Genomic DNA, 22,672 nt, shown 5'->3' with positions numbered 1-22,672 from the left:
GTCCGCCGCGCTCGCCGCCCGACGTGGGCCGTTTCCCGGCAGTACGGGTATCCTGCCCCCCGGTGCCGGGCCGGGTGACGGAGCCCGCGTCGGGCGGCTCCGCCGGAACGAGACGAGAGGAACGCATGGTCTCCGTGACCCCCAAGGCTCGCAACATCGAGATCACCGCCGAGGGCCTCCAGGAGGACCTGGTACGGCTGGAGATCCAGAAGCAGGCACTGGAGCGGGAACTGGCCGCGGTCACCGCTCACCTCGGCTCCGTGCAACGGGCCCTCGGTGCCCTGCAAGCCCTCATGCCCGAGTCCGTTCCCTCGTCCGCGGCGGCCCGTCCGGCGGACGTGGTCGCGGAGGCGACGGCGACGGCGGCACCCGTGCCCGCAGCCGTGCCGTCCGCGGACGAGGGGGCCGATGACGGGGACCGCTCCAAGTCGTACGGCAAGCTGACCGAACAGATCCTGGCCTACTTCGCGGACGCCGGAAACACCGACGTCCGTGCCAGGGATGTGGCGTCCGCTCTTGGCCGGGACACCGACAGCGGCAGCATCAACGCCGTCCGGAGCACGCTCGACCGTCTGGTCGGTCAGTCCCGTGTCCGCCGGGTGGGCCGCGGTCTGTACCGCGCGGCCAAGCGCTGAGCCGCCCTGCCGTGCCCCCCGGGGCCTACCACGGCTCCTCCGGCGACGGCGTCCGCGTCGGGGGACTTCTCGCTCCGCCGTGGGTCACCGCTGGAGACGAAGGCCTCCCTCGGGTGCTGGACCGAGGCGAGGGAGATGACGTCGCGGCCGAAGAAGGCGGCGGTCACCCAGACGGCGAACACCCGTGCCTTGCGCTCCCAGCTCGGTACGGCCAGTACGTGGTAGCCGCGGTGCATCAGCCAGGCCGGGAACCCCTTGATGACCAGACGGCGGTACTGGAAGATGCCGTGTCCCAGCCCGAGGGTGGCCACCACGCCGAGGCTGTGGTGCACATAGTCCTTGGTGGGCCGGCCGCGCAGTGACGCCAGGATGTTCTTCGCCAGCCGCTTGCCCTGACGGACGGCGTGCTGGGCGTTGGGCACCGTGCGGGCGTCCGGCCGGCCGGCGGCGAGATCGGGCACGGAGGCGTCGTCACCGGCCGCCCACACGTCCGCCACGAACTCGCTCTCCGTCCCGACGCGGAGATCCGCGCGCACCATCAGCAGACCCCGTGCGTCGACGGGGAGGTCGGTGTGGTTGTGCACGATGGGATTGGCGGCGTTGCCCGCCGTCCACACGAGCAGCTCCGAGTCGTACTCCGATCCGTCCGAGAGCACCACACGGCCGTCCTGCGCGGAGACCAGCTGGGTGTTCAGATGCACCCGCGCACCACGCTTCTCCAGCGAGCGCACCACCCACTCCCCCGGCCGGTCGGTGACCTCGGGCAGGATGCGCCCCCGTGCCTCGACCAGGTGGAAGGCGAGTTCCTCCGCCCCGATCTCGGGATAGTGCTTGAGCAACGCGGATGCCAGGCTCAGCAGTTCACCGAAACCCTCGACCCCGGAGAAGCCACCACCGACGACGGTGGCGGTGAGCAGCCGACGGCGTTCCGGCCCGTGGGGCAGGGCCGCCGCGCGGTCGAAGGAGGTGAGCAGCCGGTCGCGGATCGCCACGGCCTCCTCGACGTGCTTGAGCCCGTACGCCTGGTCGCTCAGGCCCGGGATCGGAAAGGTGCGGGTAACGGCTCCCGCGGTCATCACCAGCATGTCGTAGTGGAGGTCGAACTCCGGCCCGGACGGCGGCCGGACCGTCGCCGTGTGCGCGCTGTTGCGGATCTCGGTGACCGAACCCGCGATCAGGCGGGTGCGGTGCAGGTGCCGCCGGAGCGAGACCGCGGCATGACGGGCCTCCACCGACCCGGCGACCACCTCGGGCAGGAACGGCTGGTACGTCATGTAGGGGCGCGGGTCGACGACGTTGATCCGCGCCTCGTCCCGCCGCAACTTCTTCTCCAGGCCCCACGCGGTGTAGAAGCCCGCGTAACCGCCGCCCACGATCAGGATCTCACGCACGGTGTCCTCTGTTTCTCTTGGTTTCCCCCTTCAAGACCGGCCGGCACCGCCCCGTGTGACAGCGTCGCCTCCTGTTGTCACATGATCCGCGCCTGTGCGGTCTGCACTGCCGAGGGCACGGCCGGCCGACCGCGGTGGTGGCGATGTGGTGCTGGTAGAGGAAGGACACCTCATGGGTGGGACCGGTGACACGACACCGCTCGCGGAGCTGCTGGACGAGCGACAGCAGCTGATCGACGTCGCTCGCTGGATGCTGGGCGTCGGGCCGACGGCCGAAGAGGCCGTCACCGAGGCCTACCGGCGGTGGTACGGCCTGACCGACGACGAGCGGACGGGCATCAGCGATCCGCGTGTCTGGCTGACCGAGCGCACGGGCACCATCTGTCTGGCGCGCCTGTGCGCACCCGCACGCCGACTGCCGGGCCCGGGCGAGGTGGACGCCGGCGTCGGCATCGTCGCCGACTTCGTCGGGCGGACCCCGCGCGAGTGCGCCGAGCCGGCCGAGAGCGCCCGCCGCGGCCTGCGTGCCGACCGCGCGCGTCCCACCCCGTCGCACCAGCACGACGGGATCGTCCGCGCCGTCCGGCAGGCCTGCGTACGCAACGACGCGAGGCAGCTGGTGTCCCTGCTGTCTCGGCACGCCATCGCGTTCTTCGACGGCGGAGGCAAGATCCGTGCTCTGACCAGGCCGGTGCACGGCGACCAGCGCGTCGCCCGGACCCTCCTCACACTCCTCGCCCCCCGCCCCCGCACCGTCCTCCACCTCCAGGCGGCCAACGGTCGCACCGCGATCGTCGTGCGCCACCACGACCGGGTCGCCGCCGTCATCAGCTTCGACATCACCGACCAGCGCGTCACACACGTCTGGGCCGTCCTGAACCCCGACAAGCTGCACGGGTGGAACCGCCCCCACCCGCCCGCCGACGGACACGGAACGGTTCGGCACGTCTGAGGAGGCTGCCGGAGGGTGCCGGAAGGTGGTGCCGGAAGGTCCGATGACGACGTTCCAGATGTTGCTGCCCCTCCCGAATCATGGGACGACGTCAAGCACACGCACCGGCCCGGGCAGGGAGCGGGCGGGAGACGTCCGCGGCGCATGGCGCCGGCCGTCGCCCGCGGGCGGAAGCCGGAGAGGGGACCGGCTCGTGGCCCCGGGCGTTCATACGCTCGGCGCGGTCGCGGTGAGTCCGGCGAGGGCGGGCTTCAGCTCGGTGCGCCGCTTGATGCCGAGCTTCACGAAGACCTTGCGCAGGTGGTACTCGACGGTGTGCGCGCTGATGAACAGGCGGGCGCCGATCTCCCGGTTCGTCAGCCCCTCGCGGGCCAGGCGCGCCACGTTCAGTTCCTGTTCGGTGAGCCGCGCCGCCGACCCCCGTGCGTGGACCCGCAAGGTCTCGCCGCTCGCGCGCAGTTCGTCCGCGGCGCGCTGGGCGAATCCGTTCACTCCGCAGGCCGTCAGCACCCGGTGCGCGGTGCGGAGCTGCTCGCGCGCTTCGGCGGACCGCCCCTGGCGGTTGAGTGCCTCGCCGTACAGCAGGCGGCAACGCCCCACCCAGATCGGGATCCGCTCGTGCTCGAAGCGCTTGATCGCGTCCAGGAAGAGCTTCTCGGCCTCGTCCCCCGACCGCAGTTGCGCCTCGGCCATCGCCAGCACGGCCAGCGCGTAGCTGGTGCCCACCGGCCGTGTGACGCCGGCCAACTGCTCCAGTGCCTGCTCGGCGAGCGGGCGCTCACCGGTGTGCGCGGCCGCTTCCACCAGTTCGAGCAGGGTGCGCATCGCGAGATTCAGTTCGTGGGTGTACGGCAGTTCGCGCCGACCGCTGGCCACCGCCTCGGCGAAGCGGCCCAGGCCGTTGTAGAGGACCGCCTCGGAGAAGTTGGCCGCGCTCAGCGCCTGTCCCTCGCCGCGGGCCAGCCCGTCGGCCCGGACCCGCTCGGCCAGGCGCTCCGCCTCGTCGGCCTGCCCCCGGTACGCGGTGAGGAGGAGCCGTCCGTACGGCGGCAGCGGGTTGCCGGTGACCTCCTTGATGGCGTCGATCTCGTCGCAGGAGGCTTCCGCGGCGTCCAGGTCGCCGTCGATGGTCTGCACGAGTATCAGCAGGCTCAGGGCGATCGGCAGTACGGTGACGACGCCTTCGGCACGAGCGAGCTCGACCTGCCGGTCGGCGAGCGCGCGCAGCCCGGCGGGGTCCCACAGGTCCTGGGCGGCGCGGGAGGCGAACCACATCCAGTGCAGTTCGAGGAAGTCCGGCGCCTGTTCGAGGAACGCGCGCTGGGCCCGTCGCAGGGTGGGAAGCGCGGCCGTCTGTCCCTCGGTGGCGAGCAGCGCCTGTCCGCGCAGGATCAGGTCCCTAGCCCGGTCGGTCTCGTCGGCGGCGGGCGTGGCGCCGAGAATCGCGTGCGCGACGGCGGCCACCTGCTCGGCGTCACCGAGCCGGCCGCCGTAGGTCGCCGCCGCGAGCGCTTCGATGTAGGTGTCGCGGGCCAGGACCGGGGCGAGCCCTTCGAGCCCCCGTGCCGCGTCGAGCAGGTGCTGCACGCCGCTGCGGTCACGCCGCAGCGCGTATCCGGCCCGCGCGCGCAGCCGCACCACGAGCGCCTCCTGGAGCGTGGTGAGGGGAAGGGCGCGGGCGGAGTCGAGCAGGCGCAGGGCCGCGTCCGACGCGCCCGCGTCATGCTTGGCCTCGGCGGCCGCGATCAGCCGCTGCCCGCGGTGGAACGGCGAGGGCGTGAGCTCCGCCGCCCGCTCCAGGAACGCGCCGGCGGCCGCCGCGCCCCCGCGGGTTCGCGCACGCACGGCGGACTTCTCCAGTTCGGCGGCGACGTCCTCGTCCGGTCGCAGGGTCGCGCTGGCCCGGTGCCAGGCCCTGCGGTCCGGGTCGTGCTCGGCGCTGGTGACGTCCGCCAGAGCGGCATGGACGCGACGCCGGTCCGCCGGTGACGCGGCCCGGTACACGGCCGAGCGCACCAGCGGATGGCGGAAGCCGACACGGGTGCCGAGGACGAACGCATCGGCGTCCTTGGCCGCGTCGAAGGCTTCCGGCCCCAGTCCCAGTACCGCGCTGGCACGCCACAGCAGCCCCGGGTCACCGGTGGGCTCGGCGGCCGCCAGCAGCAGCAGGAGGCGCGCGGGTGCGGGCAGCGGGGCGAGCTGGACGACCAGGCTCTGCTCGATGCGGCTTTCCAGCGGCAGGGAACCGGTCAGGGTGAATCCGCCGGCGATCTGGGCCGGGCTCAGGGCACGGGGCAGTTCACGCAGGGCGAGGGGATTGCCGCGGGCCTCCGCGATCAACTGGTCGCGTACCCGCAGGTCGAGACCACCGGGTACGGCCAGACGCAGCAGTTCGCACGCGTCCTCGTGACCGAGCCCTTCGACGACCAGGTGAGGCAGGCCCGCGAACACCGGGTCGGGCTGCCGCATGGCGAGCACCAGGGCGATGCCCTCCGCGTCCAGTCGCCGGGCGGCGAAGGCGAGGGCGCGCGCGGACGCCTGGTCGAGCCACTGTGCGTCGTCGACGACGCACAGCAGTTCCTGCTCCTCGGCGGCCTCGGTGAGCAGCCCCAGCAGGGCCAGCCCCACGAGGAACGGGCTCGGCGCGGCCGCGCTGCGCAGCCCGAACGCCACCTCGATCGCCTCCTGCTGCGGGGTCGGCAGCCGGGCGACCGAGCCCATCATGTGCCCGCAGAGCTGCTGAAGACCGGCGTAGGCGAGTTCCATCTCGGACTGGGAGGCGACGATGCGCTCGGTGCGGACGTGTGCCGCGGCCCGTGCCGTGAGGTGGTCCAGGAGCGCCGTCTTGCCGACACCGGCCTCACCGGAGACGACCAGCGCCCCACTGCGGCCCCCGCGGGCACGGCTCACCAGCGCTTCCAGTTCCGCCAACTCGCCGCGTCGCCCCCGCAACGGCGCGATGTCAGGCACCATGTCCGCCTTCGCCGGGAAGTACCGCTCCGCCATGTCCTTCGTCCACGCATTCTATCGGAGCGTCGACCTGAACCGCCGGGCGTCGCGGTGGGGCGAAGCCCCGTTTCGCGCGGTTCCCCGCGCCCCCTACGGCCTCCCCGCCGTGCTCCCCCGTACCACCAGTCTCGTCGGTACCAGCGTCGTCCCCCGTTCCTCCCCGTCCTGGCGCATCTTGCGCAGGACGGCCCGGACGCAGAGCCGGCCCACCTCCGCGAAGTCCTGGTGGACCGTGGTGAGCGGGGGGAGGAACGACGTCGCCTCGGGGATGTCGTCGAAACCGATGACGCTCACCTCCTCCGGCACCCGCCGTCCGCTCTCGTGCAGCGCGCGCAACAGCCCCAGCGCCATCTGGTCGTTGGCCGCGAACACGGCCGTGCACTCCGGGCGCGCGGCGAGGGCGAGCCCCGCCCGGTAGCCCGACTCCGCCGACCAGTCGCCCCGCACCGGCTCCGGCACCGTACGGCCCGCCTCGGTGAGTTCCGCGCGCCAGGCGTCCGTACGGCGTTGCGCGGCGAACGACCCGTCGGGTCCGGCGAGATGCCACACGGTGTCGTGCCCGAGGTCGAGCAGATGCCGCACGGCCGCGCGCGTACCGCCCGCCTGGTCCGTGTCGACGACCGTGTAGTGCTCGCCGGCGTCGGAGTCGACGACGACCACCTGGACGTGCGGCGGGAGGGTGATCGTCGCCGCGTCCAGCAGGTGCACCTCCATGATGACGATGACCGCGTCGACCGCGAGTTCCTCGAGGCGGGAGAACGCGCCCCGCACCTCGTCCTGGGTGGGCACCGCGACCGGCAGCAGCGTCACCGCGTACCCCTCGCGGGCCGCCGACTGGGCGATCGCCTCCAGGGTGCGCACGTTGCCCGTGGTGGACAGCGTGAAGGTGATGACGCCGATGGTGCGGAACTCGCCGCGCTTGAGCGCGCGGGCCGCGCTGTTGGGCCGGTAGCCGAGCTCCTTCATGGCGGCGAGCACCTGCCGGCGGGTCTCCTCGTTCACCCCCGCATAGCCGTTGGAGACCCGGGAGACGGTCTGCGAGGAGACCCCCGCGAGACGGGCCACGTCCGCCATCGAGGCGGTGGTCCGACGCCCGCCGCGCCCCCGCCCACGGGCACCGGCGCCCACACCCGCGCCCCCACCGGCCGTTCCCGCATCGCGCACCGGAACGGCCACTTCCTCCGGCGTTCCCTCCGCCGTGTCCACTCGTGCCTCCGCCGCCTTCCCGCGCATTCCGCTCCGCCCGCGGACCCTTGACCGTCGTCACCGGGCAGTGTAGATATTCGGCCATCGGATGTTTACGTAAACATAACAGCAGGGACCGGCAGGGACGGTCCTTTCGGCTCATGGATGTTTACGCAAACATCCGCTGTCAGGCGGTTCCACCCGGCGCACGCACGAACGAGGAACGGACACATGACGACGCTGCAACCCCCGGCGGCCACCGGGCCACGGCCGGCCCCGCCCCCGGTGCGACGGGACCGCCGCTCCTGGGCGGGGTGGGGCTTCCTCGGCCCCTTCGTGGCCGTGTTCGCCCTGGTCTTCCTCGCCCCGATCGCGTACTCGCTCTATCTGAGCCTCTACCGCACCCAGTTGATCGGCGGCACCACCTTCGTCGGCCTGGACAACTACCAGCAGGCCCTCCAGGACGACCAGTTCTGGGCCGCGCTCGGCCGGGTGACGCTCTTCCTCTGCGTCCAGGTGCCCGTCATGCTCGGCATCGCCCTGCTCGTGGCCCTGGCGCTGGACAGCGGACGGCTCTACGGCCGTGCCTTCTTCCGCATCTCGATCTTCCTGCCGTACGCCGTGCCCGCCGTCGTCGCCACCCTGATGTGGGGCTTCCTTTACGGCACCCGCTTCGGCCTGGTCGGTGACATCAACGACGCGTTCGGCGTCCGGCTGCCGGACCCGTTCTCCCCGCATCTGATCCTGGCCTCGCTGGGCAACATCGTGACCTGGGAGTTCGTCGGCTACAACATGCTGATCTTCTACTCGGCGCTGCGCGTCGTCCCGCACTCGCTGTACGAGGCGGCTCAGATCGACGGCGCCGGGCAGATCCGGGTCATCACCGCCATCAAACTGCCCGCCATCCGCGGCGCCCTCGTCATCGCGACGATCTTCTCCATCATCGGCAGCTTCCAGCTCTTCAACGAGCCCAGCATCCTCAAGCCGCTGGCGCGCAACGCGATCACCACCGACTACACCCCGAACTTCTACACGTACTCGCTCTCCTTCTCCGGACAGCAGCACAACTACTCCGCGACGGTCGCCATCGTCATGGGGCTGATCACCATGGTCATCGCCTATGTCGTCCAGCTGCGCGGCATGCGCAAGGGAGCGTGAGGCAGCGATGACCAGCCCCGTCACCACCGTCCCCGACCGCTCCCCCAGCGCCTCCTCCGGTACGCCACGTCCGGCGCCCCGGCTGCGCACTCCCCGCCGCCCGCACTCCCCCGGCAGGCCCCGGCGCAGTGTGCTGCTCACCCTGCTCACCGGCCTCGTCCTGCTGTACAGCCTGGTGCCGCTGCTCTGGCTGCTGATCAGCGCCACCAAGACACAGGAAGGGCTGGCCCATTCGTTCGGGCTGTGGTTCGACAGCGACTTCGCGCTGTGGGACAACATCAGCCAGACGTTCACGTACGACGACGGCGTCTTCACCCGCTGGCTGCTCAACACCCTGCTGTACGTGGTCCTCGGCGCCGGCGGCGCCACCCTGCTCGCCGTGCTCGGCGGCTACGCGCTGGCCAAGTTCCAGTTCCCGGGCCGGCGCGCGGTGTTCGCCGTGGTGATCGGCGCGGTCGCGGTGCCGGGTACGGCGCTGGCGGTGCCCACCTTCCTGATGTTCAGCAACATGGGGCTCACCAACACCCCGTGGGCCGTCATCATCCCCTCGCTGATCTCACCGTTCGGCCTGTATCTGATGTGGGTGTTCGCCTCCGAGGCGATCCCCACCGAACTGATGGAGGCGGCCCGCATCGACGGCGCCGGCGAGGTGCGCACCTTCTTCACGGTGGCACTGCCGCTGCTGGCGCCCGGCATCGTCACCGTCTCGCTGTTCACCATGGTCGCGACCTGGAACAACTACTTCCTGCCGCTGGTCATGCTCAAGGACCCGGACTGGTATCCGCTGACCCTGGGCCTGAACAGCTGGAACGCCCAGGCCGAGACCGCCGGCGGCCAGCCGGTGTTCCACCTCGTCGTCACCGGTTCCCTGCTCACGATCCTCCCGCTGATCGCCGCGTTCCTGCTGCTCCAGAAGTACTGGCAGTCCGGGCTCGCCGCCGGAAGCGTCAAGGAATAGCGCAGCCCTCACGCACCCCCGCGCCACCCCCCGTTGTCCCGTTCCTTCACGAAGTGGAAGCACACCCATGCCCAAGCACCCCGGCCGCCTGCTGCGCGGCATAGGTCTCCTCTGCGTCCTCGCCCTCGGGGCGACCGCCTGCGGTGGCTCCGACGCCGACGGGGGATCGAGCGAGAAGTCGGTCTCCGCCGCGGACATCCAGGCGGCCCTGAAGAAGGGCGGCACCCTCACGGTGTGGGCGTGGGAGCCCACGCTCAAGCAGGTGGCGGCCGACTTCGAGAAGACCCACCCCAAGGTCAAGGTGAAGCTCGTCAACGCGGGCACCAACAACGAGGAGTACAAGGCGTTGCAGAACGCCATCTCGGCGAAGAAGGGCGTCCCGGACGTCGCCCAGATCGAGTACTACGCGCTGGGCCAGTACGCCCTGACCAAGGAACTCACCGACCTGAAGTCCTTCGGTGCCGACAAGCTCGCCGACACGTTCTCCCCGGGCCCCTGGAACGGGGTGAAGGCGGGCGGCGAGGGCATCTACGGGCTGCCCATGGACTCCGGTCCGATGGCGCTGTTCTACAACAAGAAGGTGTTCGACAAGTACAAGCTGAAAGTGCCCACCACCTGGGACGAGTACGTCGACGCCGCCAAGAAGCTGCACAAGGCCAACCCGAAGGCGTACATCACCAACGACGCCGGTGACGCCGGCTTCACCACCAGCATGCTGTGGCAGGCCGGTTCGCGGCCCTACAAGGTCGACGGCACCAAGGTGGGCATCGACTTCACCGACGCGGGCGCCAAGAAGTACACCGGCACCTGGCAGCAGCTCCTCGACGACAAGCTGGTGGCGCCGGTCAACAGCTGGACCGACGACTGGTACAAGGGCCTGGGCGACGGCACCATCGCCACCCTCGCCATCGGCGCCTGGATGCCCGCCAACCTCGCCTCCGGGGTGAAGGACGCCGCCGGTGACTGGCGCGTCGCCCCGCTGCCGCAGTGGACCGCGGGAGCCAAGGCCAGCGCGGAGAACGGCGGCAGCTCGCTGGCGATGCCCTCGCTCGGCGGCAACGACGCGCTCGCCTACGCGTTCCTGGAGTACGCGAACGCGGGCAAGGGCGTGCAGACCCGCGTGGACAACGGGGCGTTCCCGGCGACCACCGCGCAGCTGAACTCCCCGGAGTTCCAGAACACCAAGTTCCCGTACTTCGGCGGACAGCAGGCCAACAAGGTGTTCGCCGAGTCGGCCGCCGACGTCGCCGACGACTGGTCGTACCTGCCCTACCAGGTGTACGCCAACTCGATCTTCAACGACACCGTCGGCAAGGCCTACGTCTCGGACACCACCCTCGCCGAGGGGCTGAAGAGCTGGCAGGACGCCTCGCTCAAGTACGGCGACGAGCAGGGCTTCACCGTCGAGAAGTAGGGCCCGTCGCCCGGCCGGCCCGCAGCCACCCGAGACCGTACGACAGGGGGGCGGGCGCGGTGATCCCGCGCCCGCCCCCGTGCACACCGGAAGGACCGCCATGATCTCCACCCTCCAGTCCCGCGCGCGGAGCGGGCCGGACGGTGCCGCCGCCCCCCGGCTCGCCTACGGCGCCGACTACAACCCCGAGCAGTGGCCACGGGAGGTGTGGGAGGAGGACGTCCGGCTGATGCGGGAGGCCGGAGTCACCGTCGTCTCCGTCGGCATCTTCTCCTGGGCGCGGCTCCAGCCGACCGCCGGCACCTGGGACTTCGGCTGGCTCGACGAGGTCATGGACCTGCTGCACGAGAGCGGCATCGGGGTCGACCTGGCCACGGCCACCGCCTCCCCGCCGCCCTGGCTGACCACCGCGCACCCCGAGATCCTCCCCGTCACCGCGAACGGCGAGACGCTGTGGCCGGGGGCGCGCCAGCACTGGCGTCCCACCTCCCCCGTCTTCCGTACCCACGCGCTGCGCCTGGTGCGCGAGCTGGCGACCCGGTACGCGGACCATCCGGCGCTGGTCGCCTGGCACGTCAACAACGAGCTGGGCTGCCACAACGTCTACGACTACTCCGACGACGCGGCCCGCGCCTTCCGCGACTGGCTGCGCGCCCGGTACACCACCCTCGACGCCCTCAACCACGCCTGGGGCACGGCCTTCTGGTCCCAGCGTTACAGCGACTGGGCGCAGATCCTGCCGCCCCGGCTGGCCGCCTCGCACCCCAACCCCACCCAGCAGCTCGACTTCAAGCGGTTCTCCTCCGACGCGCTCAAGGACCATCTGCGGGCCGAGCGCGACCTGCTGCGCGAACTCACCCCGGGCGTCCCCGTCACCACCAACTTCATGGTGATGGGTGGCACGAAGGGCATGGACTACGCGGACTGGGCGGAGGAGGTCGACTTCGTCTCCAACGACCACTACGTGGTGCCCGGGCCGCAGGACCGCGACGAGCTGTCCTTCGCCGCCAACCTCACCAGCGGCATCGCGGGCGGCCGGCCCTGGTTCCTGATGGAGCACTCCACCAGCGCCGTCAACTGGCAGCCGGTGAACCTCGCCAAGCGGCCCGGTGAGATGGCGCGGGACGCGCTCACGCACGTGGCGCACGGGGCCGACGCGGTGTGCTTCTTCCAGTGGCGGCAGTCCGCGGCCGGTGCGGAGAAGTACCACTCGGCGATGGTGCCGCACGCCGGGGCGGACAGCGACCTCTTCCGGTCGGTGACCGAACTCGGCGCGGCGCTGCGGACGCTGGCCCCGGTCGCGGGCAGCGAGCGGGAACCGGCCCGGGTCGGCATCCTCTACGACTGGGACTCGTGGTGGGCCAGCGAGCAGGACTCGCACCCCACCTCGCTGCTCGACTACCACCAGGAGGCGCTGGACTGGTACTCGGCGCTGCTCGCGCTCGGTGTCCGCGCCGATCTCGTCACCACGCGTGCCGACCTCGGGCGGTACGGGGTGCTGATCGCGCCCGTGCTGCATGTCGTGCCCGCCGGGCTCGCCAAGGAGCTCACGCGGTACGCGGAGCAGGGCGGTCACCTGGTCACGACGTACTTCTCCGGTGTCGTCGACGAGAACGACCACGTGTGGCTGGGCGGTTACCCGGGCGCGCTGCGGGAGCTGCTCGGTATCCGGGTCGAGGAGTTCGGGCCGTTGCTCGCGGGGGAGGCGGTGGAGCTGGACGACGGCACGTCCGGGACCCTGTGGACCGACCGGATCGATGTGGCCGATCCGGGGACCGAGGTGCTGGTGCGGTACCGGACGGGTGAGCAGGCGGGGCGGCCGGCGGTCACCCGGCGGGTCGCGGGCGCAGGCTCGGCGGCGTACGTGTCCACGCGGCTGGGGGCGGAGGGGCTGGCCGGGTTGCTGCCGCGGCTGCTCGGGCCGGCGGGCGTGGTGAGCGAGCTGCCGGAGGGTGTGCGGGGGCGGGTCGAGCTGGTCGTGCGGCGGGGGGACGGTGTGCGGTTCCTGTTCCTGGTGAACCGGACGGAGGAGACGGTGTCCGTGCCGGGGGTCGCGGGCGAGGTGCTGCTCGGCTCCGCCGAGGGTGAGGGTGTGCTCACGCTGGGGCCGCGGGGGGTGGCGGTGGTGCGGCAGGCGGCGGGCTGACCTTTCGCGGGGGCGGGTTCCTCGCCCCCGCCGCCCCTAGTCGCCCGGGCCGGGGTCCGGGCGTACCGGTGTGGTGATGCCCGCTCTCGCGGCTTCCAACTGTGCGGCGAAGGCGATGCCGAGGAAGAGGGCGATGCCGGTGAGGTTGGCCCACAGGAGGAGGGCGATGAAGGCGGTGAGGGGGCCGTAGAGGTCGCCGAAGGCGCTGCTCTTCTCGACGTACAGGGCGAGCAGCCAGGTGGCCGCGACCCACAGGACGAGGTGGACGGCGGAGCCGAACGCGAGCCAGGTGTAGCCCGGCTGGTCGCGGCGCGGCGACCAGCGGAAGATCACCGCGGAGGCGACCCACGCCAGGACCAGGCCGACCGGCACCTCCAGGACGTGCCACCAGGCCGGCCCGTGGTCGCCGTGCCCGAACGCCCGCACGACCGCGTCGCCGACCGCCTCGCCGGCGACGAGGACGACGAAGCCGAGCACCATCGGCATGCCGGCCGCCAGGGCGAGGAGCAGTGCGCGGGCGTACTTGCGCGGGAAGGGGCGGTCGCGTTCGATGCCGTAGATGCGGTTGGCGCCGCGCTCGACCTGGCCCATCGCGGAGGCGAGGTTGAGCAGGGCGAAGCCCAGGCCGGCGCAGAGGGCGAGGACGCTCCAGACGCTGCCGTGGGCGGTCTGCCGGGTGCGGTCGAAGGCGCCCTCGACGAGGTCCGCACTCGCCCCCGGCACGATCCGCCCGAGGGTGAGCTCGATGACCCGGCCCACCCCCTCGGTGTGGGCCGACGTGGCGAGCCCGACCAGGGCGACCGTGAACGGCACCATGCCGAGGACGACCTGGAAGCCGAGCGCACGGGCGTGGGTGAACCCGTCGGCGTACCGGAAGCGGGCGAAGGAGTGGACCAGCAGCCGCACGCCCCCGTACCGGCGCAGTGCGGTGAGCGCCTCGTCTCCGGAGAGTTCCTCCCCGATCATGTCCCGGGTCTGCGGGACGTGGACGGCTGTTCCCATGGGCGGCGGCTCTCCTCGGTCCGTGGCGGTGCGTGCGGGTGCGTACGCGTTCGTATGGTCCTCGTTCGTACGGGTGCCCCGGGACCGGCTCCGTCGCGCATCCGGGTACGGTGCGGCGGGCCCTCAGTCGGGCAGCGCCAGCCGGCGTTCCTCCCCCGGGCGGACGCGGAGCGCCTGGCCGGCGACGTGGACGTCGAGGGGGGCGGCGGCGGAGGGCGGCACCTCGATCTCCACGAGGCGGTGTTCCAGCCGCAGCCGTACGCCCCAGTGGTCGTGGTGGCGCAGGGTGAAGCCGTAGGAGGAGAGTTCCGGGAGCGGCACGGGGTCGAGCCGTAGGGTGCCCCCGCGGGTCCGCAGGCCGGGCAGGCCGCGCTGGACGAGGTCGAGGGTGCCGGCCATGGCGCCGAGGTGGATGCCCTCGCCGGTGGTGCCGCCCTGCACATCGGCGACGTCGCCGCGCAGCGCCTCCTGGACGTAGGTCCACGCCTCGGTGCGGCGGCAGCGGGCCAGGACCCAGCCGTGCACCAGTCCGCTGAGCGTGGACCCGTGGCTGGTGCGGGCCAGGTAGTGGTCGACGGTGCGGCGCCAGAGGTCGTCGTCGAAGCGGTGTCCCAACCGCGCGAAGAGGGCGACGAGTTCGTCCGGCGGGAAGAGGTGGCCGAGCATGAGGACGTCGGCCTGTTTGGACGCCTTGTAGCGGTTGACGCTGTCGCCCTCCGCCTCCAGGATCCGGTCAAGCCGGCGGATGTCTCCGTAGCGGGCGCGGTAGCCGTCCCAGTCGAGTTCGGCGAGGCCGTCGTAGCCCTCGAACTGGCTGATGACACCGTCGTGGAAGGGGATGCGCAGGGTGCGGGAGACCTCCTCCCAGCGCTGGAGTTCGGTGTCCGACAGACCGGTGCCCTCGGTGAGTTCGCGACGGCGGGGCTCGGGGAGCGACCGCAGCAGTTCCAGGGTGCGGGTGAGGACCCAGGCGGCGGTGACGTTGGTGTAGGCGTTGTCGTCGAGGCCGGGGCGGCCGGCGTCCGGGTAGGCGTCGTGGTACTCGTCGGGGCCCATCACGCCGAGGATGCGGTGCCGGCGCGTGGCCGGGTCCCAGGTGGCGGAGTCCGCCCAGAACCGGGCGATCTCCAGCAGCATCTCGGCGCCGCCGGTGTGCAGGAACTCGGTGTCGCCGCTCGCCTCGCAGTACTGCCACACGTTGTGCGCGATCGCCGATCCGACGTGGTGCTGGAGGTGGGAGTGGTCGGGCAGCCAGCGGCCCGAGCGGGGGTTGAGGTGCAGCCGCTGGGTCTCCTCCCGTCCGTCGCTGCCGCTCTGCCACGGGTACAGCGCCCCGCGCCGGCCGAGGGCGCGGGCCGCCGCGCGGGCGGGTTCCAGGCGCCGGTGGCGGTAGGTGAGCAGGGCCCGGGAGACCTCGGGGAAGTGCAGGTTGAGGTACGGCAGCACGAACAGCTCGTCCCAGAAGACGTGCCCGCGGTAGGCCTCGCCGTGCAGCCCGCGCGCGGGGACGCCGACGTCGAGGTCGGCGGTGTGCGGGGAGAGGGTTTGCAGGACGTGGAAGAGGTGCAGCCGCAGGATGTGGCCGGGTTCGCCGGGGACCTCGAGCCGGGCCCTGCGCCACAGCTGCTCCCAGGCGGCGCGGTGGTCGTCCCGCAGTTCCGCGAAGCCGGGCGCCGCGGCGGCCCGTTCGGCGGCGGCGCATAGCGGGTCGCTGATGGCGGGGTCGCGGGAGGTGTGCAGGGCGACGGTCTTGTCGACGACGGCCGTACGGCCGGGCTCCAGGCGCAGATGCGCGGTGTGCAGGGCGCGGGGGTGGGCGTGGTGGACGGTGACGGGTGCGTCGGCCGCCGTGACGCGGGCGGCCATGCCGATCCGGATGTCGGAGGTACGGGTGCGGCAGCGCAGCCATGCGGTGTCGGGGGCGGTGGGGGCGGTGCCGGTGTGGACGTGGGTGAGGTGGCGGCCGTCGAGGTCGCGGTAGCGGGGGACGCCGGCGTTGGTGACGCCGCCGTCGAGGGCCGACTCGACGTCGAGTCCGGTGGCCGCGCCGTCGACGGTGAACTCGGTGTGCAGGGCGGCGAGGTGAGGGTCGGCCATGGAGACGAGCCGGTGCTGGCGTACGTCGAGGGCTGTCCGGCCCTCGTCGAGGGCGTAACGGGTGTGGCGTTCCAGCAGGCCGGAGTCGAGGTGGAGGGTGAGGTGGTGGGCGAGGACGGGGGTGGTGTCCGGGGTGATCCAGCCGCCTCCGGCGGGGCGGAAGCGGAGGGGGAGCCAGTTGGGGAGGTTGACCATGTCCTCGTTCTCGACCTGGCGGCCGGCGACGTCGGAGGTGAGGCGGTCGTAGCAGCCGGCGAGGTAGGTGCCGGGGTAGTGGACGTCGTCCGCGTCGCACTCGGGGAGTGCGCCGCGGGTGGCGAAGCGGCCGTTGCCGAGGGTGGTCAGGGATTCCCTGAGGCGTTCGGCGGTGGGGTCGTATCCGGCGTACTCCCAGGTGCGGGGGGTGGCGGTGCCGGCGGCGAGGGGGGTGCGAGGGTCCATGGCGCTCCTGTCCGGTACGGCGGCGTCCCCCCGGGCTCTTTCGCCCCCGCCACCCCTGCCCGCCCCCTCCCCCAGGGGGCTCCGCCCCCTCGACCCCGGGTGGGTGGACGCGGGGATCCGCGCCCTCAACCCCGGGGTGGCTGGGACGCGGGGCTCCGCCCCGTCAGCCCTGGGGCGGTGGGACATTGGGCTCCGCCCCAGCACCCGAGCGGGGGCTCCGCCCCCCTGCACCCCCGAAAAACGCAAGGGGCTACGCCCCGGAGGCCCGCCGCAAGCAACCCCCAAGGGGCTCCGCCTCCTGGACCCCCGGAAAGATCCGGGCTGCGCCCCATGCCCCGGGAAGGTGGGCCCGGCGAGGCCAGGGGCTGCGCTCCGAATCCCCGGCCCACCCCGGCCAGCCCAGGTGCGCGGGGCCGTACCCATCTGCGGCTCCGCCGCGCGGGCGCGACCAGCCACATCCCACCCGCAGACGTCAACCCACCGCACCCCGAGCACTCCCGCGTGTCCCGCCCCCGCGCTCGGTCCCTCCCCCCGGGCTCCGCGGGGAGGAGGGACCAACCTGGGACGGGCCCCCGTCAGCCGGCTCCGCCGGGGCCGCCGGGGCCGCCGGGGCCGCCGCCGGCCTTGTCGCGGGCCTCGTGGGCCGCGTCCTCGCCCACCTGTTTCAGACCCTGCGCCGTGTCCTGGCCGGCCGCCCGCGCCTATTCCTTCGTCGTGCGCGCCGCGTCCTGCGCCGTGGACTTCACCGCGTCCACCGCCTCCTGCGCCGGCTCGCGCAGCTCCTCCTTGACGTCCTGCGCCGCCTGCGCCGCGCCCCGCTTCACGGGGTCGAGCAACTGGTCGGAGTGCTCCCGCAGTTGCCGTCCCGCCCGCTCCTCCGCCTTGGTCGGCGGCAGCAGGGCCGCGGCGAGCATGCCGGCGCCGAAGGCGATGACGCCCGCCGCCAGCGGACTGCCTTCCGTCCCCCGCCGTACCTGCTCCGGTGTCTGCTGTATCGCCTCGCCGACCTGCCCGGCGGCATGCTCCGCCGTGTCGGCGACCTGGCCGGCGGCCGACCGCGTCGTGCCGGCGACCTGGCCCGCCGTCGAGCGGGCCGTGCCGGCGACGCTGCCCGCCGCCTGGCCGGCGCCGCCGGCGACGTGGTGCGCGCTGTCCGTCATGCGCGACGCGGCGTCACGGGAAGTGCCCATCACGCGCTCCTTCATGTGCGTCATCCTGGTCCGGGTGGCGGCGGCACGGCGCCGGGCCATCCGCCGCGGGCCCATCCGGTCCGCGAGAAGATCGACGTTGCGGGCCAGATGCGCGCGCCGGTACTCCACGTCGGTCCTCAGCTGGTCGGGTGTCGTGCCCATTGCGCGTCCTCCTTGAGGGTCTGCACGGTCTGTTCGGGCTTGACGTGGACGGCCCGCAGCCGGGCCCGGCCGGTCGTGTACAGCACGGCGCCGGCCACCGCCCACACGGCGGTGACGATGAGCGCCGCCCAGGCGAGGTCCATGACGTTGGCGAGGGCGAACATGACCGTGAGGCTGCCCATCAGCAGGACCAGGTGCCCCGCGTATCCGGCGCCGCCCAGCATGCCGAACGCCTTGCCGGACTTCGTCGACTCCTGTTTGATCTCCGCCTTGGCCAGTTCGATCTCGTCGCGGACGAGCTGCGACAGATCGCTGCCGATCTCGCCGACGAGGTCGCCGAGCGACGGCTCGGCCCCGTCGGCCGAGGGCATGACCGGTTCCTGCGGTGCGTAGGGCCGCGCCGCCCCCGGTTCCCAGTAGGAGGTGGCCATGGCTCAGTCCCTTCGCGTCGGCCGCCCGGGCGGCGCCGGCTCGGCACCCTCCCCCAGCGGCTCACGGGGCGGAGCCTCCCCGTATCCCGGCCGTTCCCCGTATCCCGGCCGTCGCCCGTACTCCGGCCGTTGCCCATACCCCTGGGGCTCCCCGTACCCCGGCCCCTCTCCGTACGCCGAGCCCTCCCCGTATCCTCCGCCCTCCCGGTAGCCCCCGCCGTCCCCGTATCCGGAGCCCCGCCCGTATCCCGGGCCGCCGTAGGACGGCCGGGCCTCCCCGTAGCCGTACGCGGGGTCCTCGAAGCCGGCGTACGGGGCACCGCCCGCGCCCGCCGGGCGGCCGCCCGGGCCGGCGCCGTCGGTGAGGGCCGCATGGCCGTCCTGTCCCTGTCCGGCGGCGCCGACGCCCTTGCCCACCCGGGCCAGGGCGAACCCGGCCACCGCGGCCCCGGCGAGGAAGACACCGGGACGGCGCCGCGCGAAGTCGCGCAGGTCCCCGAGCAGGCCGTCGGGCCCCCGCTCCTCCAGCCGGGTGGCCACCTTGTGACCGCCGTCGGCCATCTGCCGTACGACACCGGCGGCGCTGGACTCGCGCCCACCGCTGTCGCCCATGGCGCGCAGCTCGTCGGAGAGCTTGCGTACGTTGTCGGCGAGGCGCCGGGTCTGGAAGTCCGCCTGGTCCTGGAGCTGCTCGCGCAGCTCGTCCACGAAGTCACGGGCCTGGGCGGTGGCCTCACCGGCCACGTTCCCCGCCTGCTCCTTGGCCGTGCCGGCCACCTCGGCGGCCTTGTCGCCCACCAGTCCGGCGCCCTCGCCCGCCTTGTCCTGGGCTGTTTTCGCCACTGCCGCCGGTGTCCCCCGGTCCGGGCGGCTGGTGCTCTGGAAGTCGCTCAAGGCTCCTCCTGGTCGCTAGAGCGTCGAGAGAGCGTTCCGCAGCGATATGCCACGAATATCCCTTTTGCAGGGATACCGGGTGCCCGTGCCCGAATGGGGGAAACAGCCGGCCTCGGAGGGCTCGATACCCCACCGCTCCGCGATCTCGCGCGGTCCCCGTACCGGGTGCCGCAATTCGCGCGGGGCTCGGATCCGGGCGTGGCCGTTGAGCAGCATCCGAAGCAGGGTTGGAGCCGGAGCGGGCCGGGACGAGGACGAAGACGGGGTCCTCGACCAGCCCCGGCCCCACCGCGCCTCAGGCCCCGCCGGTGCGCAGGTCCGTCAGCGATGCCGGGGTCAGCGGCCGGGGGTCGTCGTCGGGTTCGACGAGGACGACGGTGCAGGTGGCCGCGTGCGTCAGCGCGGTGGTGAGGCTGCCGTCGGCGAACTGGGCGAGCGCTCCACGCGGGGAGCGGCCGACGGCGACGGTCCGGGCGTGGACGTCGGCGGCGTGCCGGGCCAGGGCGTGTCCGGCGGCGGCGTGGTCGCCGACGCTGGTGAGGATCTGCCCGGTGGCGGCGACGCCGAGGCCGGCGAGCCGGGCGAGATGCGCGGTGACGGCGTCCCGGGCCTCCTCCTCGGTCTCGGTGTCGACGGCCTGCCCCTCGACGACGGCGGTCTGCCGCACATGCACGACCTCCAGCGGGCTGCCGGTGTCGCGGGCGAGCCGGGCTGCGGCGTCCACGATCGCGGCGGCCCGCTCGTGCGCGCCCACGGCGACCACGACCGGAGGGTGACCGTCGGCGGCCGCGGCGGCGCCGACCGGTGTGAACACGGGCGAGCCGGCTCCGGCGGGTTCGACGCTCTCGCCGTCCCCGTCGCGCTGCTCGGCCCGCGCCAGCAGCCGGTGCCCGCTGGCGAGCACGGGGATGGCCAGGACGAAGGTGGCGGCGCCGAGGTAGAAGGGCACGCTCAGATCGGTGGCGTCGGCGAGCTTGCCCGCGACGTACGGGGCGAGGCCGCCGCCGATGAAGCGCAGGAAGCCGTACGCCGAGGAGGCGACCGGGCGCTCGACGGGCGAGACGAGCATGACGGCCTGGGTGGTGAGGGTGTTGTTGATGCCGATGAAGGCGCCGCTGACGATGACCGCGACGATGACGACGGACGGGGTGTCGACGCCCGCCGCGATGACCGCCATGACGATGCCGAGGCCGAGCAGGTTGGCGTAGAGAACGGGCGCCGTGCCGTACCGGCCTTGCAGGCGCGGGGCGAAGAACACGCTGAACGCGGCGACGAGCAGTCCCCAGCCGGTGAAGACGAGCCCGAGCTGGTGGGCGCTCAGCTCCATCGGGTAGGGGGCGTAGCCGAGCATGGTGAAGAAGCCCCAGTTGTAGAGCAGCGCCATGATGCCCATGGTGAGCAGGCCGCGGTGGCGCAGTGCCTTGAGCGGGGCGACGGGTGAGGTGGGGCGCTCGGGTTTGGGCAGGGAGGGGACGAAGGCGATGGTGGCGACGAGGGCGATGGCCATGAGGACGGCGACGCCGAAGAAGGGACCGCGCCAGCTGATGGCGCCCAGTTCGCCACCGAGCAGCGGGCCGACGGCGATACCGAGGCCCAGCGCGGTCTCGTAGAGGATGATCGCACCGCCGAACCCGCCGCTCGCGGAGGCCACGATGACGGCGAGGGAGGTGGCGATGAACAGCGCGTTGCCCAGGCCCCAGCCGGCCCGGAAGCCGACTATGCCGTTGATGGAGTCGGTGGTGCCGGCGAGCGCGGCGAACACGACGATCACGGCGAGGCCGGTGACCAGGGTCCGCTTGGCGCCGATGCGGCTGGAGACCCAGCCGACGATCAGCATGGCGACCGCGGTGACGATCAGATAGCTGCTGAACAGCAGGGAGACCTGGCTGGGCGTGGCGTGCAGGCTGTCGGCCAGGGCGGGCAGGATCGGGTCGACCAGACCGATGCCCATGAACGAGATCACGCAGGCGAAGGCGACGGCCCAGACGGCCTTGGGCTGCCGGAACGGGCTGGCAGCCTTTCCGTGCGGTGCACTCATGTGCGGTTCTCTTCCGGACGAGGGCGGGTGGAACGGGGCAGGAGCAGGAGGAGGGAGCGGGGACGGGGACGGCGACGGGCACGGGGACCTTGGACCCGGTGCACGCGGGACCGCGCGGAACCGGACGTCGACGCGGGTGGGCCCGCGGTGTGCACGGGCGGCCTCACCCCCGTTCCTGACGCCGGTCGTGGATCACCCGCGCCAGGGCGGTGAGCGCGACCTCGGTCGCCCGCTGCTCGGGCGCGGTCAGTTCGGCCATGAGTTCGCCCAGCGCCCGCGCACGCTCGGCGCGGCGCTGCGCGAAGACCCGCAGCCCGGCGTCGGTGACCGCGACGAGCACCCCGCGCCCGTCGCTGCGGTCGGCGGTGCGGCGCACCAGCCCCGCCCGCTCCATGCGGGTGACGAGCTGGGTCGCGTTGGGCTGCGAGACGCCCTCGGCCCGGGCCAACTCGGTGAGCCGCAACGGCCCTTCGCGGCTGAGCCGCCCGAGCAGCGAGGACGCGGCGATGCCGAGCCCTCCGGCGGTGGCGCTCTGCCGCACATGCCGGAGTACCTGCTCGACGGCGACGACGAGGTCCTCCGTCGCCGCGTGGGGCTCGTCGGGCGGTGCGTCACGCATGTCCATCACTGCATTATGCATTTACATGTAGCGTGAAACAAGATGCGCCCCGGTGTCCGGTCACGCCACCCGCACGGGCCACCTCGGGCCGACGGTCCGCCGCCACTCCTTCGTATGAACGCCGCGCATTCCTCATGACCCGACCAGCCTTTCTCCATACCGTGCGGAGTGCGCACATACCGATGAGAAGTGCGCGTACACCGACAGGAAAAGGTGAAACGCCCATGCGGACGGAAGCGATCCAGCGGGTCCGGCTCGTGTTCACGCTGTTCGACGCCGACGGCAACGGAGTCCTCGAAGCCGACGACTTCGACCTGATGGCCAAGAGGGTGGTGGCCGCGGTACCCGAGGCGGACGCGGCGAGGCGCGACGCGATGACGGCCGCTTTCCGGACGTTCTGGCAGACCCTGGCCGACGAGCTGGACACCAACCGCGACAACAAGGTCGACTTCGAGGAGTTCAAGGCGGTCGTCCTCGCCCCGGAACGCTTCTCCGCGGCGGTCGGCCAGTTCGCCGAGGCGCTCACGGCCGTCTCGGACCCGAACGGTGACGGGATGGTCGAGCGGCCGACCTTCATGGCGGTCATGACGGCCATCGGCTTCTCCGAGCCGAACATCAGGTCCCTGTTCGACGCCCTGGAGCCGGCCGGCACCGAGCAGGCATCGGTGTCGGCCTGGGCCGAGGCCATCAGGGAGTACTACGACCCCGACGCGGCGGGCATCGCGGACCACCTGGTCGCACAGCCGACGGGCTGAGGAGCACGGCGGAGCCGAGTGGGCGACACCGTCGCCCAGGGCCTCCCGGGCGTTCAGGCCCGGCCGTGACGACTTCCCGGGCGTTCGGACCTGGCAGTGACAGCTTCCCGGGCGTTCGGGCCTCCGGCCCGACGAGCCGGAGTGTCCCGGCGGTGGTCTCGGCCTCTCCCATCGAGTGACGCGCCCTGATTCCAC

Annotated in this window: 17 protein-coding genes; 7 read left to right on the top strand and 10 right to left on the bottom strand. The window is 72.6% G+C overall.

Going from position 1 to position 22,672, the window contains the following annotated elements; all coding sequences use genetic code 11:
- Window positions 1-125: 125 nt before the first annotated feature.
- Window positions 126-635 carry a hypothetical protein gene (locus IO29_RS00645; protein ID WP_030378169.1) on the top strand — a complete coding sequence of 170 codons (510 nt, stop codon included), beginning with the start codon at window positions 126-128 and terminating at the stop codon, window positions 633-635.
- Here IO29_RS00645 and IO29_RS00640 read toward each other — a convergent pair.
- Window positions 581-2,026 (bottom strand): NAD(P)/FAD-dependent oxidoreductase, encoded by a 1,446-nt coding sequence (locus IO29_RS00640; RefSeq protein WP_234307419.1) that lies wholly within the window; start codon window positions 2,024-2,026, stop codon window positions 581-583. The genes IO29_RS00645 and IO29_RS00640 overlap by 55 nt on opposite strands.
- A 172-nt stretch (window positions 2,027-2,198) precedes the next feature.
- On the opposite strand from IO29_RS00640, the gene IO29_RS00635 reads away from it, so the two are divergent.
- Window positions 2,199-2,978 carry a sigma-70 family RNA polymerase sigma factor family protein gene (locus IO29_RS00635; RefSeq protein ID WP_030378167.1) on the top strand — a complete coding sequence of 260 codons (780 nt, stop codon included), beginning with the start codon at window positions 2,199-2,201 and terminating at the stop codon, window positions 2,976-2,978.
- Between the two features lie 207 nt (window positions 2,979-3,185).
- Here IO29_RS00635 and IO29_RS00630 read toward each other — a convergent pair whose 3' ends face one another.
- Window positions 3,186-5,984 (bottom strand): helix-turn-helix transcriptional regulator, encoded by a 2,799-nt coding sequence (locus IO29_RS00630; protein ID WP_030378166.1) that lies wholly within the window; start codon window positions 5,982-5,984, stop codon window positions 3,186-3,188.
- Window positions 5,985-6,077: 93 nt separating this feature from the next.
- Window positions 6,078-7,061: a LacI family DNA-binding transcriptional regulator gene (locus IO29_RS00625; RefSeq protein ID WP_030378165.1), complete on the bottom strand. Its 984-nt coding sequence runs from the start codon at window positions 7,059-7,061 to the stop codon at window positions 6,078-6,080.
- Between the two features lie 342 nt (window positions 7,062-7,403).
- Here IO29_RS00625 and IO29_RS00620 point away from each other — a divergent pair, with 342 nt between their 5' ends.
- The 4 genes from IO29_RS00620 (at window position 7,404) to IO29_RS00605 (ending at window position 12,848) form a co-directional block, all read left to right on the top strand.
- Window positions 7,404-8,330: a carbohydrate ABC transporter permease gene (locus IO29_RS00620; RefSeq protein WP_030378164.1), complete on the top strand. Its 927-nt coding sequence runs from the start codon at window positions 7,404-7,406 to the stop codon at window positions 8,328-8,330.
- 7 nt (window positions 8,331-8,337) lie between these two features.
- Window positions 8,338-9,288 (top strand): carbohydrate ABC transporter permease, encoded by a 951-nt coding sequence (locus tag IO29_RS00615; protein WP_030378163.1) that lies wholly within the window; start codon window positions 8,338-8,340, stop codon window positions 9,286-9,288.
- 67 nt (window positions 9,289-9,355) lie between these two features.
- Complete coding sequence (locus tag IO29_RS00610) at window positions 9,356-10,702, top strand: ABC transporter substrate-binding protein (RefSeq protein WP_030378162.1); 1,347 nt, start codon at window positions 9,356-9,358, stop codon at window positions 10,700-10,702.
- A gap of 100 nt (window positions 10,703-10,802) precedes the next feature.
- On the top strand, window positions 10,803-12,848 hold the full coding sequence (locus tag IO29_RS00605) for a beta-galactosidase (RefSeq protein WP_030378161.1): 2,046 nt from the start codon (window positions 10,803-10,805) through the stop codon (window positions 12,846-12,848).
- A gap of 36 nt (window positions 12,849-12,884) precedes the next feature.
- Here IO29_RS00605 and IO29_RS00600 read toward each other — a convergent pair whose 3' ends face one another.
- The 7 genes from IO29_RS00600 to IO29_RS00570 all read right to left on the bottom strand — a co-directional run bounded on the left by IO29_RS00600 (window position 12,885) and on the right by IO29_RS00570 (window position 21,728).
- Window positions 12,885-13,850, bottom strand: a complete 966-nt coding sequence (locus tag IO29_RS00600; RefSeq protein WP_030378160.1) for a YihY/virulence factor BrkB family protein — start codon at window positions 13,848-13,850, stop codon at window positions 12,885-12,887.
- A gap of 123 nt (window positions 13,851-13,973) precedes the next feature.
- A complete protein-coding gene (locus IO29_RS00595; RefSeq protein WP_030378159.1) occupies window positions 13,974-16,388 on the bottom strand; it encodes a glycoside hydrolase family 65 protein in 2,415 nt (804 codons plus the stop codon).
- Between the two features lie 701 nt (window positions 16,389-17,089).
- Window positions 17,090-17,740, bottom strand: a complete 651-nt coding sequence (locus IO29_RS00590) for a DUF3618 domain-containing protein (protein ID WP_030378158.1) — start codon at window positions 17,738-17,740, stop codon at window positions 17,090-17,092.
- Window positions 17,716-18,171, bottom strand: coding sequence for a phage holin family protein (locus tag IO29_RS00585; protein WP_078618112.1), 456 nt, complete (start codon window positions 18,169-18,171; stop codon window positions 17,716-17,718). The genes IO29_RS00590 and IO29_RS00585 overlap by 25 nt, the downstream gene beginning before the upstream one ends.
- A gap of 3 nt (window positions 18,172-18,174) precedes the next feature.
- On the bottom strand, window positions 18,175-19,065 hold the full coding sequence (locus IO29_RS39965) for a hypothetical protein (protein WP_199806843.1): 891 nt from the start codon (window positions 19,063-19,065) through the stop codon (window positions 18,175-18,177).
- Between the two features lie 295 nt (window positions 19,066-19,360).
- Entirely contained in the window at window positions 19,361-21,103 is a 1,743-nt protein-coding gene (locus tag IO29_RS00575; protein WP_030378155.1) for an MFS transporter, read from the bottom strand.
- 163 nt (window positions 21,104-21,266) lie between these two features.
- The gene (locus IO29_RS00570; protein WP_234307418.1) at window positions 21,267-21,728 is read right to left on the bottom strand and encodes a MarR family winged helix-turn-helix transcriptional regulator; all 462 of its coding nucleotides are present in this window, start codon (window positions 21,726-21,728) and stop codon (window positions 21,267-21,269) included.
- Between the two features lie 218 nt (window positions 21,729-21,946).
- Here IO29_RS00570 and IO29_RS00565 point away from each other — a divergent pair, with 218 nt between their 5' ends.
- Window positions 21,947-22,477 (top strand): EF-hand domain-containing protein, encoded by a 531-nt coding sequence (locus IO29_RS00565; RefSeq protein WP_030378153.1) that lies wholly within the window; start codon window positions 21,947-21,949, stop codon window positions 22,475-22,477.
- The last annotated feature ends 195 nt before the right edge of the window (window positions 22,478-22,672 follow it).

Source organism: Streptomyces sp. NRRL F-6676 (assembly GCF_000725625.1).
Taxonomy (GTDB): domain Bacteria; phylum Actinomycetota; class Actinomycetes; order Streptomycetales; family Streptomycetaceae; genus Streptomyces.
Note: the sequence above shows the minus strand (reverse complement) of the source record. Positions and strands in the feature narration are given on the sequence as shown.